The sequence below is a fragment of the Pantoea sp. SGAir0215 genome (assembly GCF_043543215.1).
In genome coordinates this window covers 4448434-4464679 of the sequence record NZ_CP028031.1, presented here as the reverse complement: position 1 = coordinate 4464679, position 16246 = coordinate 4448434, and the positions used below count along the sequence as shown (strand labels likewise).

Sequence of the window (16246 nt, the reverse complement as noted above, 5' to 3'; positions counted from 1 at the left end):
CATTTCTGAGTAAACGGCATTCGATTGCTGCTTTTCTCCTGCAACGTGAAACTACTGCCATGAACGAGCAAATATTAGAAATCAAGCGCTTGCTGCGCAACATGGTCCGCATCGGTACTGTCTCCGACGTCAATCTGGAGGCGGGCACCTGCCGTGTAAAGACCGGTGATAACACCACTGACTGGCTGCACTGGCTGACAGCCCGGGCGGGACGCACCCGTACCTGGAATGCCCCTTCGGTTGGCGAGCAGGTGTTGATCATGAGCCTGGGCGGCGAGCTGAACAGCGGCTTTGTTTTGCCCGGTGTGTTTTCGGATGCCAGTCCGGCGCCATCGGCCTCTGCGGATGCGCTGCACTGCTCCTTTCCCGATGGGCGGTTATTGAATATGAGCCCCAGACCGGCGCGCTAAAAGCGGAGGGGATCCAGACTGCCACTCTCAAGGCGGCCGTTAAAATCCTGCTGGATACGCCCGAGGTGGAGTGCACAACGTTACTCAAAACCGCCACGCTGGAAGTCACCCAGGGCGGCACCATGAAGGGCGACGTATCGCACAGCGGCGGCAGTTTCGCCTCCAATGGCAAAGTGCTGCATACGCATCAACATCCGGGCGACAGCGGTGGGACAACAGGAGCGCCATTATGACAACAGCACGCTACAGCGGTATGAGCCGCGAAACGGGTACGACGCTGGAAGAGCTGGATCACATCCGACAATCCGTGCGCGACATTTTAACCACGCCACTCGGGTCGCGGGTGATGCGCCGTGATTATGGCTCGCTACTGTCGGCGCTGATTGACCAGCCACAAAACGACACGCTGCGTCTGCAAATCATGTCGGCCTGTTATATGGCGCTGCTGCAGTGGGAGCCGCGCATCAGCCTGACCGGCATCAATTTTGAGTCTGCGTTTGACGGCGGGATGGTGGTGGAAATCACCGGCAACCGTGCGGATACCGCGCAGGATTTTTCGTTAACCGTCCCTGTGAGTTGAACCATGCCTACTATCGACCTGAGCCAGCTGCCTGCGCCAAATGTGGTGGAAACGCTGGACTATGAAACGCTGCTTGCGGAACGCAAGGCGACATTGATTTCGCTCTATCCTGCTGACCAGCAGGCGTCGGTTGCCCGCGTACTGGCGCTGGAGTCGGATCCGCTGGTGAAGCTCCTGCAGGAGAACGCGTACCGGGAAGTTATCCTGCGCCAGCGCGTTAACGAGGCGGCAAAGGCGGTGATGGTTGCCTGGGCCAACGGCAGCGATCTGGATCAACTGGGCGCAAATAACGGCGTGACGCGGCTGGTACTGATCCCTGCAGATCCCACCGCCACGCCGCCTGTTGAAGCCGTAATGGAGCGCGACGAAGATTTTCGCGCCCGCATTGCTGCCGCCTTTGAGGGGCTGAGTGTGGCAGGGCCATCGGGTGCCTATGAGTTTCATGCGCGCAGTGCCGACGGACGCGTCGCCGATGCTTCCGCCATCAGTCCGTCTCCTGCCAGCGTCACCATTACCGTGCTGTCACGCGAGGGCAACGGCGTGGCGGATAACGATCTGCTGGCAATCGTGGATGCCGCCCTGAACGATGAAGATGTACGACCGGTCGCCGACCGCGTCACTGTTCAGTCGGCTCAGATTGTGGATTATCGCGTCGAGGCCACGCTGTACCTCTATCCCGGCCCCGAAGCCGAACCTATTCGCGCTGCCTCAGAAGCAAAACTGCAGGCGTTCGTGAACACCCAGGCACGTTTGGGCCGCGATATCCGTAAGTCTGCGCTTTACGCCGCCCTGCACGTCGAAGGCGTACAGCGTGTCGAACTGGCGCAGCCGACTGCGGATGTGGTGCTGGATAAAACCCAAGCGGCGTTCTGCACCGGTTATCAGATCACGGTAGGAGGTTCTGATGAGTAAACGCCTGCTGCCCACCGGATCTTCGGCACTGGAAGTGGCGGCGGCGGAAGCCTGCGCAACGCTGGAGGCCATCCCTGCGCCGATGCGCATGTTGTGGAATGCTCAGACCTGCCCGGTCGAGCTGCTGCCTTATCTGGCCTGGGCCTGGTCGGTTGACCGTTGGGATTCAGGCTGGAGCGAAAGCACCAAGCGCAGCGTGGTTGCCGCATCGGAATACATCCATAAGCACAAGGGAACGATTGGATCGCTGCGCCGTGTGGTGGAGCCGCTTGGCTATCTAATCCGCATCAAGGAATGGTGGAACACCAACGAAGCGCCGGGCACGTTCCGCCTGGACGTGGGCGTGCTGGAAACCGGTATCACTGAGGCCATGTACAACGAGCTGGAGCGATTAATTGCCGATGCCAAACCGGTCAGCCGTCATCTGACGGGGTTATCCATCAATCTGGACAGCACCGGCACCGTTCCTGTTGCGGCCGCCAGTTACAGTGGCGATGAGCTTACCGTTTATCCCTATACACCTGAAGTTATCACCGCAGGCGGTTCCGGTTACACCGGCGCAGCGGTCCATCTTATTGACCTGACGGAAGTGAGAGCATGACAACGAAATATTTTGCCCTACTGACCAATCAGGGCGCGGCAAAGCTGGCCAATGCCGCGGCCCTGGGTACCCAACTGCAAATCACCCAAATGGCGGTGGGGGATGGCGGCGGCACTTTGCCCACGCCCGATCCTGCACAGACCAAACTGGTCGGCGAAAAGCGACGCGCCGCGCTGAATTCACTGAAGGTGGATGCGGCGAACGCTAGTCAGATTATTGCTGAGCAGATTATCCCTGAAGGCGAAGGTGGCTTCTGGATCCGCGAAATTGGCCTGTATGACGCCGATGGCGTTATGGTTGCGGTGGCAAACTGCGCTGAAACTTATAAGCCACAACTTCAGGAAGGCAGCGGCCGTACCCAGACCGTGCGCATGATTCTGATCGTGAACAGCACCAGTGCCGTCACATTAAAGATTGATCCTTCGGTGGTGCTGGCCACGCGGCAGTATGTGGATGACAAAGTCATCGAAGTGAAAGCCTATACCGACGACGTGATGAAGAAGCATTTCGATGCGGCAAACCCTCATAGCCAGTATCTGCAAACGGCTAAAGCGCTGGCAGAGATTAAAGATGCGGGGCTGGTGGCGGAGGTTCTCAAAAACCTCGGTTTTGTAGAAGCGGTTCAAAATGAAATTTCGCGCTCCCGAGGCGTTAAACAATTCACGAGTAACGGCAAGTTCCAGGTCCCGGATGGCGTAAGCACTGTCTACTTATCCGGATGTGCTGCTGGAGGCGGCGGGGGCGGTGGCGGTTGCCGTACAAACACCAGTGAATTTGGCGGTGGCGGCGGTGGCGGTGGCGCTGGACAGTCAGTTATTAAGCGCGCCATAACAGTTAAGCCTGGAGAAATGATCGATGTAGTCATCGGGGCTGGTGGTGCCGGTGGAACCACGTCAGTAAACTCCGATGGCAAAGCTGGAGGAGTTGGTGGCAATACTGTTTTTGGCAATTATTTGACCCTCATCGCCGGTCAGGGTGGAGACCCTGGTGGTGGTGGTTCAGCGCAGTATGGCGGAGCTGGCGGAGGAGGTTATCCTCGCGGAAGCTCTGGTAACGATGGAACGGGTTACATTGGCGTAAATGCTACAATCATCGGGTCAGGCGGAAGTGGAGCTGGTGCATCTTGCCCATTTGGTGGCGGTGGTGGTTCAGTGCGATCATCGGGAGATGGGAGTGCTGGAGGCCAAAATGGTTACGTTGGCGATGGTTATGGTACTGGCGGTGCTGGCGGGTCAACAGGAATAAACGGTAAAGGGGCTGTGGGGCAGCCAGGTTTAGTCATAGTCGAATGGTAATTGGGAAAAAACAATTTTTTCTCACAAGAATTTAATAACCCTGAAGAAATAATCCGGCCAGAAATAATTAAAAACATTCAATCTTTCCATGGTTGATTTTTAATTTATATCTTTTAAGGGTTATTTTTAAAAATATACTTCAGCATAAGTTTATTAACGCAGTCCATAACAGTTGAAGCCATAACGTAGAATCATTTACTAATCATTTTATAAGCATCTTTTTGATATTTATGAGATTTAAATTAAGACCCGCTGCCGCGGGTCTTTTTCCGACGTGGTGTTCATTTCCTGGGCGGCACGAACATACCTTTTACATACTCCCAACCTTCTTCAGGCTTAACTTCACATTCTGTGATATCAACCCACTGAATAGAAGGGTGGAACAATTCCGTTATATCATCTTCCGTTGAAAATAGTTCTCTTACTGTGTTTTTTTCAATTCGCGCATAGTTTTTCATGCATATTCCTCAATGATAATAATGCCATCGCCACCGCCCCCTCCATTTTGAGCAGATGAATTACTAACAGAAAATGCACCGCCGCCGCCTGATCCAAACGCGCCAGGATCACCAGACAAAGATGAGCCTGCAGCAATAGGATTTCCCCCTCCACAGAAAAACGATGCGCCACCACCTCCACTCTCATAGCCCGAGCTTAAGGTAATTGCTGGGGTTCCTGCAGAGCCTCTGACATTCATGTGATTACCACCATAGCCAATACCACTGCCGCCGTTAGAAAGTAAGCGATTCTCTCCGTAGTTAAATGCCGTACCACTTGCCGCTCGAGCACCGCTTGATGCAGAGAGGTATCTACCAAAACTGCTGCTTTGCCCTGATTGCGGCTCGTTACCACCGACTCCACCAGAACCACCCTTTCCGACGGTTAGCAATATGGGAAACTCAAGCTCATCGACTGAATGCCAGGAGATAGCGGTACCACCCGCCCCTCCACCTGAGCCAACCGCTCCCTGATTTGCTCCAACTGCAGAAGTCCCACCGCCACCGCCGCCGCCTCCTGTAACGATTATTTTTAGTAGTCTCGCGGTCGGTTTTGCATAAGTCGTATTTTGACTGAAAATATTTACCTTCAATAATCGGCCAAAAAGCTTTTCGTCTAAACCGAGGTTTCCGCGAAACAAATCCCTGGCCCCTGTAACCTGCACAATGGCAAACTCCCCCTCTTTTACCAGAGGAAAAACGATGCTGATTGGCTATGTCAGGGTGTCAACAAATGACCAAAACACCGATTTACAACGGAATGCCTTGCAGAGTGCAAATTGTGAACAGATTTTTGAGGATAAAATCAGCGGTAAGACCAGCGAACGACCAGGCCTAAAACGGGCGCTCAGGACGTTAAAAGCGGGTGATACCCTGGTGGTGTGGAAGCTGGATCGGCTTGGCCGCAGCATGCGTCATCTGGTCATGCTCACTGAGGAGCTGCGTGAACGGGGAGTCAATTTCCGTAGCCTGACAGACAGCATCGACACCAGCACGCCGATGGGACGTTTTTTCTTTCATGTGATGGGCGCCCTGGCGGAAATGGAGCGTGAATTGATCGTTGAACGCACGCGAGCGGGCCTCTCCGCTGCGCGAGAAAAAGGACGCATTGGTGGGCGGCGGCGCATTATGACGCCAGACGTCGTGGAGCGGGCAAAAAGAATGCTGACGAACGGCGCCACACGTTACCAGGTGGCACTGGTGCTGGATATTTCTGTCAAAACCCTGTATCGCTATCTTCCAGTCAATGCCGCTAAACCCACCGATCACAGTAGTAACTAACAGGAATAAGCGATGTTATTTGCCGTGCGTTTTTACGATCGTGCCGACCGGGCTGATATCCGCAAAATCTATATGGATGCTCATCTGCAGTGGCTGGAAAGCGTCAGGTCAGGCGTACTGATTGCGGGCTCCCTCAGAGAGCATGCCACGGCTCATCCCGATGGTGCGTTATGGATTGTGGAAGCCGCATCCAAAGAAGCCGTTGAAACTCTCCTGAAGCAGGACCCGTTCTGGCAAGAGGGGCTGCGTCAAAACGTGGATATCCGGTTCTGGAGTAAGGCTTTTGACAGCCCTGTTACCCTGTAAATTATCGCCGCTGTTTAGCCACGCGCCAGCAAACCGCAATCGCATGCATCCTTTCTGCTGACCTGACACTCTGAGCACACCCTCAACACGGAGTGCTACAGATGTCTGATTTTCATCACGGTGTCCGCGTCGTCGAAATTAATGACGGCACACGCACCATCTCGACTGTTTCAACCGCCATTGTTGGCATGATCTGCACCGCAGAAGATGCTGATGCAACGGCGTTCCCTCTTAACACACCTGTTCTGCTGACCAACGTGCAGGCAGCCATCGGCAAAGCCGGTACCCAGGGCACCCTGGCGGCCGCGCTGCAGGCGATTGCTGACCAGGCGAAGCCAGTGACTGTCGTGGTTCGCGTAGCAGAAGGCGCGACTCAGGCGGAAACCACCTCTAACCTGATTGGCTCGACAGACGCGAACGGTAAATACACCGGCATGAAGGCGCTGCTCAGCGCGCAAACTCAGCTGGGTGTTAAGCCACGTATTCTGGGCGTGCCAGGGCTGGATTCGCTGGAAGTGGCGACCGCGCTGGCCAGCATTGCGCAGCAGCTGCGTGGCTTTGCTTACGTGTCTGCCTGGAACAGCAAAACCATCTCTGATGCCATGAAGTACCGCGAAAACTTCAGCCAGCGTGAGCTGATGGTCATCTGGCCAGACTTTATTGCCTGGAACACCGCGACCAGCAAATCTGAAATGGCTTATGCCACCGCACGTGCGCTGGGCCTGCGCGCCAAAATTGACAACGATACGGGCTGGCATAAAACCCTGTCCAACGTGGGCGTCAATGGCGTAACCGGCATCTCTGCAGACGTTTTCTGGGATCTGCAACAGACCGGCACCGATGCCGATCTGCTGAATGAGAAGTGCGTCACCACGCTGATCCGCAAAGACGGCTTCCGTTTCTGGGGCAACCGTACCTGTAGCGACGATCCGCTTTTCGCGTTTGAGAACTACACCCGTTCAGCGCAGGTGCTGGCCGATACCATGGCGGAAGCGCACATGTGGGCCAACGATAAACCGCTGACGCCAGTGCTGGTACGCGAAATCATCGCCGGCATCAACGCGAAGTTCCGTGAACTGGTCAGCGCTGGTTATCTGCTGGGTGCGAACTGCTGGTACGACGAAAGTGCGAACGATAAAGAGAGCCTGAAGGCGGGCAAACTGTTTATCGATTACGACTACACGCCGGTGCCCCCGCTGGAAGATCTGACGCTGCGTCAGCGCATCACTGATACCTATCTGGCGAACTTCGCCGCATCCGTAAACAGCTAAGGAGCCGGATAAATGGCACTGCCACGTAAACTCAAGGGGTTAAACCTCTTTAATGATTCAAACAGCTATCAGGGCATTGTAACCGCCGTTACGTTGCCGAAGCTGTCACGCAAGCTGGATACCTATCGAGCAGGCGGCATGAACGGCGCCGCGTTTATCGATAACGGCCTGGACGATGCGGCGCTCGATATGGAGTGGACGCTGGGCGGTATGGATGAGCTGGTACTCAGCCAGTGGGGCGCAACGGCCAACGTTCCGTTACGTTTTACCGGTTCTTATCAGCGCGATGACACCGGCGAAGAGATTGCCGTTGAAATTGAAGTGCGCGGTAAGCACCAGGCGTTTGACTTCGGTGAAGCCAAGCAGGGTGAAAACGCCGAAACTAAAGTCACCAGCAAAAATACCTATTTCAAACTGACCTGGAATGGCAAAGAGCTGATTGAAATCGACACCGTCAACATGGTGGAGAAGGTCAACGGCGTCGATCGTCTGGAACAGCGCCGTAAAAATCTCGGCCTGGTGTAATAACAAAGGCCAGCGCGTTCTGCGCTGGCCCCTCTTAATTGAGATGGAGATAAAATGGAACAGCTGGATAAGCCGGAACAGAAAGACAACCTGGTGGTGCTGGAAAGCCCGATTTCACGCGGTGATGTAGTGATCGCCCAGGTCGAGCTGGTCAAACCGAACGCCGGCGCGCTGCGCGGTGTACGACTGGCCGAGCTGGCCTCGTCCGATGTGGATGCGCTGTTGATGGTGCTGCCCCGCATCACGATGCCTTCGCTGACCAAAGCGGAATGCAATGCGCTGGACCCGGTTGACCTGATTGCCCTGGGCGGCAAGGTGATTGGTTTTTTGTCAGCGAAATCGGCCACGTAAGCTGGCCCCGCGATATGACGGTCAATGATCTGATGGCCGATATTGCCAGCGTTTTTCACTGGCCCCCCTCAGAAATGTATCCCATGTCGCTGGAAGAGTTACTCGACTGGCGGCATAGAGTGATGATCCGCAGTGGAGTAACCTCAGATGAGTAACACGCTCAAGCTGCAAGTGCTGCTGGAAGCGGTTGATCGGGCGACGCGCCCGTTCAGTGCCGTGCGTAAAGAAACAGAAAAACTGTCTGCGGATATCCAGGAAACGCAGGACCGCCTGGATGCGCTCAACGCTAAATCCGCGCAGATTGAAGGGTTCCGTGCGACGCGCAAAGAACTGACGCTGACCCAGCAAAATCTTAAAAATACCCGGGCAGAAGCGGCAGCACTCGCCATTCAACTTAAAAACACCCAAAACCCCACCGCGGAACAAACGCAGGCGCTGGATAAGCTGCGTCAGTCGGCTAACGCGCTGCAGCAAAAAAACATCCAGCTGCGTCAGTCGGTACAGGAGCAACGCCAGGCGCTGAATGACGCCGGGATTTCCACGCGCCGGTTGAGCAGTGAGCGCCGGAAGCTGAACCAACAAGCCGAGCAGACGACATCCACCCTCAATGCGCAGGGTCAGTCCATGGATCGGCTGAATCAACGTCAGGACAAGCTCAACCGCATACGCGATCGCTACCGTGCCGGCATGGCGCTGGCAGATAACGTGCAAAGTGCCAGTTCGAAGGCCAAAGACTTTGTTGAGAAGGGCCGAAAAGTCATTGATGACTTATCCCCTGGCGACGCGAATAACGGCAAGGAAAAATCGGGTGGGCAGGGCGCAGGCGATATCACTGAACTCAACAAGGCGATGGCGAGTATAGGCCCGGTGGCAAAACAGGCGGGGCTTAGCGTCGGTCAGACCGCGGCCATGATGGGCGTGCTGGCAGAAAACGGCATGACGGGCAGCCAGGCCGGTGCTGGCGTCAGCGCCATGTTGACACATGTTCAGGCACCGGACGCCAGCGCAGACAGCGCTCTGAAAGCGTTGAATGTGCAAACCGCTGACGAACAGGGCAACAACCAGCCCATTTTCGCGGTGCTCGGTCAGGTACAGGCGGCGTTTGAGAAAAATAAACTCGACGCAGCCCAACAAGCCGCTTATCTGCAGGCCATTTTTGGTGAACAGGGCGCGGCCCCTGCCGCAGTGCTGATGAAGGGCGCAGCCAGTGGCCGACTGGACCAGCTGTCTCAGGCGCCCGCTGCCCAGCCGCCAGCCACAGACGCGTCGGTTGATACCAGCCTGCAGGCCATCAGTCAGGACGGCTTGTCCGTTCAGTCCGTCCTGACCGGCGTTATGAATATCAATCCCCAGCTCTCGGACAGCCTGCTGACGCTGGCGGCCGGTGGGCTGACGTTGGTGGATTCACTGGCCAGCGTGGGAAACATTGCCTGGCCTGTCATTAGCGGGCTGAGCACTATCATGGCGAGTGTGGAGCTGCTGGGCAGCGCGTTTGCCATCATCGGTGGCGCGATTACGGCCACGCTGGGGGCGATTACGCTACCGGTGGTCTTGCTTGGCGCGGCTATCGCGGCGGGCGCCATGTTGGTTTACCAGTACTGGGAACCGATTAGCGCTTTTATCAGCGGCGTTGCTGAAGGTTTCAGCGCGGCGATGGGACCGATCAGCGACGCGTTCGCGCCGCTGAAGCCGGTATTTGACTGGTTCAGTAACAAAGTGTCCGAGCTGGGCGCCTGGTTCTCGAAGCTGCTGGAACCCGTGAAGTTTTCTCAGCAGGAACTGGCTTCAGCAGGGGAGATGGGACAGCGCTTCGGCAACATGCTGGCGACAGCGCTGAAATTACCTGGTGAAGCCCTTAACCAACTGCGGGGCGGCATTGACTGGGTTCTGGGCAAACTTGGCATCATTGATGAGAAATCTGACAAGGTGAAAGACAAGCTGCCACCGCCCAAAATGCGCGAGCAGGATGACGAGGATGAGGATAACGCGGATGCCCGTCCGGCCGCATCGCGCGCCAGCCTTAACAGCACGCTCAATCAGCCTTTGCCCTCGGTTAACAATTCAAACGTGGATAACCGTCAGCACACCGTAACCAACAACATCTATGCGACAGGCGACCCCCAGGCGATTGGACAGGCCGTTGCACAGTATTCCACGGCATCGCCGTGGTCCACGGCTGATAGCAGCTATAACTCCATGTTTAGCCGGGATTAATTCACCATGATGATGATATTAGGCATGATGCCGTTTGTACGGCAAACCCTTCCCTTCGACAATCTGAAGCATGACGTGGGCTATCGCTGGGCAAAAAACAGTCGCGTAGGGCGACGTGAGTCGACCCAGTTTTTGGGTGCCGGTGACGATAAAATCACCCTGTCTGGCGAGCTCCGGCCTGAAATCACCGGCGGCAATGTCACGCTGCTGGCACTGAAGGCGATGGCCGATGAAGGCCTGGCGTGGCCGCTGATTGGCGGCAATGGCATTATTTACGGCATGTTTGTCGTAACAGATTTTTCGGCCACGCATACGGAATTTTACAGCGACGGCAGCGCGCGCAAGATTGGCTTTACACTCAGCCTGCTGCGGGTTGACGATTCGCTGACCAGCATGTTCGGCGACTTAAAAAGGCAGGCGGAAGAACTGCAAAACCGGGCCAGTGACGCAGCGCAACGGGTGGGTTCTGTCATCAACAGCGTTACCTCTGCGCTGAGCGGAGGGCGCTGAGATGAGCGATATCGCCCCGATTCCGGTGCCTCTGCGCGTTGCGCCGACGCCGGACTTCAATATCAAAATTGAGACGAAGGATAAAACGGAAGATATTCGCCCACGGCTGATTTCTCTGAAGTTAACGGATAACCGTGGCTTGCAGGCCGATCAACTGGAGCTGACGCTGGACGACAGCGACGGCCAGTTGGTCATGCCGCCTTTTGGCGCAAAAGTCGCCCTGGAGATTGGCTGGAAAGGACAGCCGCTTGCAAATAAAGGCATCTACCTCATTGATGAGGTCACTTACCAGGGCGCGCCGGACACGATAACGGTGGTCGCCCGAAGCGCCGATTTTAGCGGTTCGCTCGATGTTAAAATCACGGATTCATATCCAGACATGACGGTTGGCGAGGCCGTGGAGAAAATCGCGAAACGTAACAACCTCAAGTGGAAAGTTTCGCAGGAGATAGCTAAGAAAAAGATTAAGCATCTCGATCAAACGCAGGAAACGGACGGCACATTTATTACTCGTCTGGCTATGCTGGTTGGCGCGGTGGCGACAATTAAAAAAGAAATGCTGCAGTTCTTTGCCCCCGGGCAGGGCGTGACCGTGAGCGGAAAGCCGATTTCACTCTTGAATCTGAACCGACAGGATGGCGATAAGTATGAGTACAAATTGTTTAAGCGCGACGATTACAGTGGCGTAGAAGCAAAATGGTACGATCAGAAAAAGGCGCAGCAGAAAGGGGTAACCGTCAACACGATACCGCCAGCAACACCGACGGTGAACCCTGTCCATCCCGCAGCCAAAAATATCCCCACAATCGGGCAACAAGACCCGGGAAAAACCTATGTTTTTGGCAGCAATAAGAAGCTGTATGTACTGAATACGCACTTCAGTAGCCAGGAGGAAGCAGAGGAGGCGGCTAAGGCAAAGTGGCAGGAACTGCAACGCAACCGGGCTACGCTGAAGATCCTACTGGCGCTGGGTGCTGCGGAGTTGATTCCTGAAACGCCGGTCAAAGCTCAAGGTTTTAAATCGGTCATCGATAATCAAAAATGGCTGATTACTAATATCGTGCATACCCTCGATAAAAGTGGCTTTACCACCCAGTTGAACCTGGAGCTGATGACTGAAAACGTGGACTACATCTTAGTTGAAAAGCAAGCTGATTAGATTAAGTCTAATTATTGTTGCTTTTTGTTTAGTCTTTGGCTAATGTTGCACTATGCCAGAGAGGAGAACAACTATGATGCATTGCCCAAAATGTCAGACCGCCGCCCATACGAAAAGCAGCCGTTACGTTTCGAAAGAGACGAAAGAACGTTATCACCAGTGCCAGAACATTAACTGCAGTTGTACCTTTAAAACCCTGGAGAGCGTATCCGGGATTATCGTCGAACCGGCACAGATTAATACCGTGCCGGTGATGGCGAAAGGCAGCAATAACCCGTCACCGCAGCTGCTGTAAGCCCAACCCGCGAAAGCGGGTTTTTTTATGGCTGCGGCCTGGATGGGATCGCTGGGAGATCAGGCTGAAGGCCAGCGAGCCGTTGACGTTCAAGGGCGCGAAAGCGGCCTCTGGGAGTTCTGTTAATAACTGTACGGTGGTGAGGGCCGGGGCACTTGGGGACACTGGCAATTACTGTACGGAATAAAAAGATTTTACTGATATGAGTCAGGCAAAACAGGCTTCCGGTGAAGAGAGAAAAAGCGTGGCGATTTTCGGCAGAAGAAAACGCAGGGGTGATAAAGTATTTTGGTACTAAGAGTAAGTCCGCGCTGGGATTTGAATTCGGTATGCGAATTCCCTTCTTCCAAAGGGAAGAAGGGAAAGGGCCGGAATTAATGAACGCTATCTGTAAGTTTGCTATCGATCATCACCAGCCCCGACGCTGTTTGCACAAAACGCGGCGCGGTTAAGTCATCAGTCATGATGTTAATCATCTGGAATAACAAGCCGGTGATGTGTTTCTGCAAGTCTGTAGAAGCCGGCTGATTCAGCAACACTAACGTCAATGCGCTGCAATATTGCCGCATCTCTTCCGAATCTATCGAACAACCGCTGCGACAGGCTTTGTCATTACCTTTCTCCAGCGTGAGGCGTTTAATCAGGTGTTCTGGCAGTGGCTTGTCTAACAGAACTTTCAAGACTTCCAGTGCAGCGAGCAGACGGCCGCATAGTGCCATACGAGCGGTGATATCGTGACATTCAATCAGGGCATCCACATAGCGCACGCACGTATCCAGCACCTGAAACAGATCGTGCGTGGTGCCAAGCGGCGTTTTCAAGAGGTTTGAGATCGCAGATTCGATAACTGGCTGAATGTCCACGATTTGATGATGGGCGGTTGTGTTACTATCGGTGTTAGCCATAGCGTTGTTTCCTTAACACTGAACGTTGTGGTCAGACGCTCCGGTATGTGTTGCATCACTGCCGGGGCGTTGCTCTCATAAAAGGCCTCATGTTAGTGTGGTCTTTTAAAGGATTAAAATGAGGGAATAGGTCAGTACATGTCAATTATAATGCGTGAAAAAAAACCAAAAGGTGGAGGCAAGTCCCCACAATTTCAAATGCGCATTGATCCCGCCTTGAAAAAACAGCTCGATGCGGTTGCAACTGAAGAAGGAATTAGTCTGGCAAGCTGGCTGAAGAACCTGGCGAGAGAGGCATTAAAGGCAAGGGGAATTGAGCCGGAGGGGTAATTTGTGCGTGAAATATTGAGTTAATTATATGTGTGGTAAATGAAAAAAGCTAAATTTCGCTATTGTGAAGTTTTTAATTTGGCCATTACAAGTTTGATAAAATAGCTGAGGCTTTGATGGAGTTGTGAGTAAATGAAGATTTTTATTGTAGGGTTACTTCAATCTTTTTTCTATCTTGTACCGATTATAGTCAGTGTTGTTGGTGCTTATTTTATTGTGCGATTCGTTCCATTTTACCCAATGGGGTTTGTGGTTGCCTGGGTCGGTATCGTTGCTTATCTTTATGTAAGATACAGTAAGTGGGTTTAACCTCAACCGTATAATCTTTTTCATGGCGATTTTCAAAACACCATGAAGTTTCAATATTTATCTGTAATATGATGTTCAGTGAATCGGGCCTTACCCATATTGACTTGCTCAAAGTAAATAATCAGAATGTAAGATCCTTATAAATGAATGAGCAATCTAAGTTGTACGCTTACAATATTAGCTATGAGATAACATTCAAATAAAATAAGATTGCCAGAAAGAAGAGCAGACTACGATAATGGACGAGACAGAAAAAGCAGTACTCGATCTTGTTGAGACTTACAATGGTCGAAGCATATTTACCTTTAAGCGGTATCCGCTCAAACATAATACCGATCTTAATGAAGATTTTCGAATGGACCCGTTAGATGTCTATGATTTACTGGAGGAATTCACAGAGAAATTTTCAATTAATTTAGATGAAATCAATTTCACTCGCTATTTTCCTGAAGATAATGGCAAAGCAGAAAAGGCGTTGACCATTCAATTACTGATTGACTCGGCCCGAGCAGGTCACTGGACGGATGAAGAAAAATCAAAAACAGAAAATACCTTACCCTCAAACTCAGACAGGAAAATAATGAAAAAGGGAAAAAATAAGACGATTTATATTTTAGCAGTCATTATATGTTTTCTGATTCTTCCGGAAATAGTGGTTCGTACACTAACCCCAGAACAACTCGTCAGACTCAGCGATTTCACAAGCCTGGGCGGGATGTTTAGCCATCTCCTTTCGTTAATGCTTTTTCTCGGTATAACATCGATTTTGCTGGGCATTGCCGCTATCTGTCTGGCAAAAAAAATCTACCGATATTTTGTCAGGTTAAAAAAATAGCATACCTGCTGTACGCTCTGTATGCGTTACCAACGCACTGAGAGCAAAATTTTGCCAAAGCTGAAAACGTTGAGCGAAAGCAATCCAGGAAAGCGTATAGGATCTGCGGACCTGTTTTACAGTGGCTGGTCCGCGCAAAATCATGGGGGAAATGTGAGTAGGTCAAAGTGTGCCATTCTTAGCGTAATGTGAGGTGTAATACGTTATTCCGCCCTTGCAGGATGCGGACGAGTTGGGCATCGCCATGGAGAGCGAGAAAGCGCTACTGGAGTAATGGAGAACCTACCGCGTGGAGACCTTAACGGCACCGGATATTAGTTGGCCGGGAAAGCCTAAACAGAAACATCCCCGTTACAGCGGGGACTATCAGGAAAATTTTAGAGGCGGGAAGGCTTAATTTTGCCATTCAATCATCTCATCCAGCCGTTTTAAAATATCTGGGAAGTAGCTCTCATTGATGTCGAAATCACCTTTCACCTGAGCGCTGTCAGCATGCGCTTCAGGACGAAGGTTATATTCAATAATTACACCCTCTTCGCCGGTTACTTTCCTGATTATCATATTCAGTTGATGGCACTGGCTTTGAAACTCGAAAGGCTTTATCTCACGTTGAGCAATTAAAGCGTTATGGTGCGCTGCAAATTGCTCACGTAGTTCCAGTAGCTCGCCTACCGTAAATTCAGTTTGAAACTGCGCTTTCAGGCCAGGAACAGAAAATTCAACAAAAGATTTTATCCAGTCCCAGCGATGATGTTCAGGGTCAATGTCGTTATCGACCACTCTTTCAAAAGGAGAAACCGTAAACGTAAATTTCTCGTCTTTAATATCAAACATTGATGCGTTCCTGTCGGTTTTTAAAAATACATAAAGTGGGTGATTGTCCAGTCGGACTCTCTTACCACAACTTCGAGTGTGTATTTTTTATACTCAGTAGTGGCCTTCTTACGATAAAGCTTGTACATCTCAATTTCGTATCTGTACAGGCCTTTAACTTTCCGGGGATCGGCCGTTCGCTTACCAAAACGAATAGCTTTTTCCTGAATATGTAAAGGAACATACCGACCCGTTTCATACATGTGCTTAGCAGCCGTTTCGGTCATTTTCAGGTTGCGTACAGATAAGCCGAGTTTAAACCGGGCGCGCAAAAATGAAATCGTTCCCTGGCCAAGCTTTGCTGTAATCGCTGTTCGCGTACCCGCTTCAAATAAAGCACGGCCAGTGCGGAGAATGCGGAAAACACCAAAAGCAATCAGTGCAATATCAATGGGATCGAACAACGGCGTTTCAAGCGGAGCCTCTTCAAGCCGGACAAAATGGCCCTGTGCATCATAAATTTGCCAGAGGCCGGGAGCCTGAGCCACTGTGTAGCCGATACACATACCGCTTGTTTCATCAAGCACCGGCTGAGCATTGCGTGGTAGATGTTGTGGCCGAAGCTCAAAAAATTCTCCGGGGGGCAATCTTGACTCAAAAGTGTAATACCGTCCAGGTTCCTGTTTTTCTGCTCTTCCTGAGATCATTCTCGTTCCCTCTTTTTGATGATGGCTGTTCATAGTGCCACAGGAAGGCAAAGCGATCATTCCCGAGTAAATGCCCGATCATTCTTCAACAAACCCTAATTGTATAAACTGCATCGCCTGACCTGACATTATGAGCACAT

At 52.4% G+C, this 16246-nt stretch carries 20 protein-coding genes and 2 pseudogenes; 17 read left to right on the top strand and 5 right to left on the bottom strand.

Features of this window, described 5'->3' with window-relative positions; genetic code table 11:
* Positions 1 to 59: 59 nt before the first annotated feature.
* The 5 genes and pseudogenes from C1N64_RS20905 to C1N64_RS20885 all read left to right on the top strand — a co-directional run bounded on the left by C1N64_RS20905 (position 60) and on the right by C1N64_RS20885 (position 3798).
* Positions 60 to 643 (top strand): annotated as a pseudogene (locus tag C1N64_RS20905) (phage baseplate assembly protein V).
* Positions 640 to 990, top strand: a complete 351-nt coding sequence (locus C1N64_RS20900; protein ID WP_172913629.1) for a GPW/gp25 family protein — start codon at positions 640 to 642, stop codon at positions 988 to 990. Before C1N64_RS20905 ends, C1N64_RS20900 begins: the two are co-directional and overlap by 4 nt.
* A 3-nt stretch (positions 991 to 993) precedes the next feature.
* Positions 994 to 1902: a baseplate assembly protein gene (locus tag C1N64_RS20895; RefSeq protein WP_205958853.1), complete on the top strand. Its 909-nt coding sequence runs from the start codon at positions 994 to 996 to the stop codon at positions 1900 to 1902.
* Positions 1895 to 2503: a phage tail protein I gene (locus tag C1N64_RS20890; RefSeq protein ID WP_033739917.1), complete on the top strand. Its 609-nt coding sequence runs from the start codon at positions 1895 to 1897 to the stop codon at positions 2501 to 2503. Before C1N64_RS20895 ends, C1N64_RS20890 begins: the two co-directional genes overlap by 8 nt.
* Entirely contained in the window at positions 2500 to 3798 is a 1299-nt protein-coding gene (locus C1N64_RS20885) for a phage tail protein (RefSeq protein ID WP_394515174.1), read from the top strand. The genes C1N64_RS20890 and C1N64_RS20885 overlap by 4 nt, the downstream gene beginning before the upstream one ends.
* Positions 3799 to 4079: 281 nt before the next feature.
* Here C1N64_RS20885 and C1N64_RS20880 read toward each other — a convergent pair whose 3' ends face one another.
* Entirely contained in the window at positions 4080 to 4256 is a 177-nt protein-coding gene (locus C1N64_RS20880) for a hypothetical protein (RefSeq protein WP_166649059.1), read from the bottom strand.
* Positions 4253 to 4936 carry a glycine-rich domain-containing protein gene (locus C1N64_RS20875; RefSeq protein ID WP_394515173.1) on the bottom strand — a complete coding sequence of 228 codons (684 nt, stop codon included), beginning with the start codon at positions 4934 to 4936 and terminating at the stop codon, positions 4253 to 4255. Before C1N64_RS20875 ends, C1N64_RS20880 begins: the two co-directional genes overlap by 4 nt.
* Positions 4937 to 4997: 61 nt before the next feature.
* Between C1N64_RS20875 and C1N64_RS20870 the strand changes: the two genes are divergently transcribed.
* From C1N64_RS20870 to C1N64_RS20825, 10 genes are all read left to right on the top strand, one after another.
* Entirely contained in the window at positions 4998 to 5576 is a 579-nt protein-coding gene (locus C1N64_RS20870) for a recombinase family protein (protein ID WP_058708776.1), read from the top strand.
* Positions 5577 to 5588: 12 nt separating this feature from the next.
* Positions 5589 to 5882 carry a YciI family protein gene (locus C1N64_RS20865; RefSeq protein WP_394515172.1) on the top strand — a complete coding sequence of 98 codons (294 nt, stop codon included), beginning with the start codon at positions 5589 to 5591 and terminating at the stop codon, positions 5880 to 5882.
* Positions 5883 to 5983: 101 nt separating this feature from the next.
* Positions 5984 to 7153, top strand: coding sequence for a phage tail sheath protein (locus tag C1N64_RS20860; protein WP_394515171.1), 1170 nt, complete (start codon positions 5984 to 5986; stop codon positions 7151 to 7153).
* A 12-nt stretch (positions 7154 to 7165) separates the two neighbouring features.
* A complete protein-coding gene (locus tag C1N64_RS20855) occupies positions 7166 to 7678 on the top strand; it encodes a phage major tail tube protein (RefSeq protein WP_033739911.1) in 513 nt (170 codons plus the stop codon).
* Positions 7679 to 7732: 54 nt separating this feature from the next.
* On the top strand, positions 7733 to 8029 hold the full coding sequence (locus C1N64_RS20850) for a phage tail assembly protein (protein WP_033739909.1): 297 nt from the start codon (positions 7733 to 7735) through the stop codon (positions 8027 to 8029).
* A 32-nt stretch (positions 8030 to 8061) separates the two neighbouring features.
* The gene (locus C1N64_RS20845) at positions 8062 to 8184 is read left to right on the top strand and encodes a GpE family phage tail protein (protein WP_013027268.1); all 123 of its coding nucleotides are present in this window, start codon (positions 8062 to 8064) and stop codon (positions 8182 to 8184) included.
* Positions 8177 to 10243: a phage tail tape measure protein gene (locus C1N64_RS20840; protein WP_394515170.1), complete on the top strand. Its 2067-nt coding sequence runs from the start codon at positions 8177 to 8179 to the stop codon at positions 10241 to 10243. Before C1N64_RS20845 ends, C1N64_RS20840 begins: the two co-directional genes overlap by 8 nt.
* Before the next feature lie 6 nt (positions 10244 to 10249).
* Positions 10250 to 10753 carry a phage tail protein gene (locus C1N64_RS20835; protein WP_058702289.1) on the top strand — a complete coding sequence of 168 codons (504 nt, stop codon included), beginning with the start codon at positions 10250 to 10252 and terminating at the stop codon, positions 10751 to 10753.
* A 1-nt stretch (position 10754) separates the two neighbouring features.
* The gene (locus C1N64_RS20830) at positions 10755 to 11912 is read left to right on the top strand and encodes a contractile injection system protein, VgrG/Pvc8 family (protein WP_394515169.1); all 1158 of its coding nucleotides are present in this window, start codon (positions 10755 to 10757) and stop codon (positions 11910 to 11912) included.
* 73 nt (positions 11913 to 11985) lie between these two features.
* Entirely contained in the window at positions 11986 to 12207 is a 222-nt protein-coding gene (locus C1N64_RS20825; protein ID WP_033739904.1) for an ogr/Delta-like zinc finger family protein, read from the top strand.
* 374 nt (positions 12208 to 12581) lie between these two features.
* On the opposite strand, the gene C1N64_RS20820 is transcribed toward C1N64_RS20825, so the two are convergent.
* A complete protein-coding gene (locus C1N64_RS20820; RefSeq protein ID WP_058702287.1) occupies positions 12582 to 13112 on the bottom strand; it encodes a hypothetical protein in 531 nt (176 codons plus the stop codon).
* 138 nt (positions 13113 to 13250) lie between these two features.
* On the opposite strand from C1N64_RS20820, the gene C1N64_RS20815 reads away from it, so the two are divergent.
* Together C1N64_RS20815 and C1N64_RS20810 are read left to right on the top strand one after the other, a co-directional pair.
* Positions 13251 to 13442, top strand: coding sequence for a toxin-antitoxin system HicB family antitoxin (locus tag C1N64_RS20815; protein ID WP_039341980.1), 192 nt, complete (start codon positions 13251 to 13253; stop codon positions 13440 to 13442).
* A 547-nt stretch (positions 13443 to 13989) separates the two neighbouring features.
* Positions 13990 to 14277, top strand: a pseudogene (locus C1N64_RS20810) (DUF1493 family protein); the annotation flags it as partial.
* A 702-nt stretch (positions 14278 to 14979) separates the two neighbouring features.
* On the opposite strand, the gene C1N64_RS20805 reads toward C1N64_RS20810, so the two are convergent.
* Together C1N64_RS20805 and C1N64_RS20800 are read right to left on the bottom strand one after the other, a co-directional pair.
* Positions 14980 to 15420, bottom strand: coding sequence for a WapI family immunity protein (locus tag C1N64_RS20805; protein WP_205952308.1), 441 nt, complete (start codon positions 15418 to 15420; stop codon positions 14980 to 14982).
* A 20-nt stretch (positions 15421 to 15440) separates the two neighbouring features.
* Positions 15441 to 16139: a hypothetical protein gene (locus tag C1N64_RS20800; RefSeq protein WP_394515168.1), complete on the bottom strand. Its 699-nt coding sequence runs from the start codon at positions 16137 to 16139 to the stop codon at positions 15441 to 15443.
* Positions 16140 to 16246: the final 107 nt, after the last annotated feature.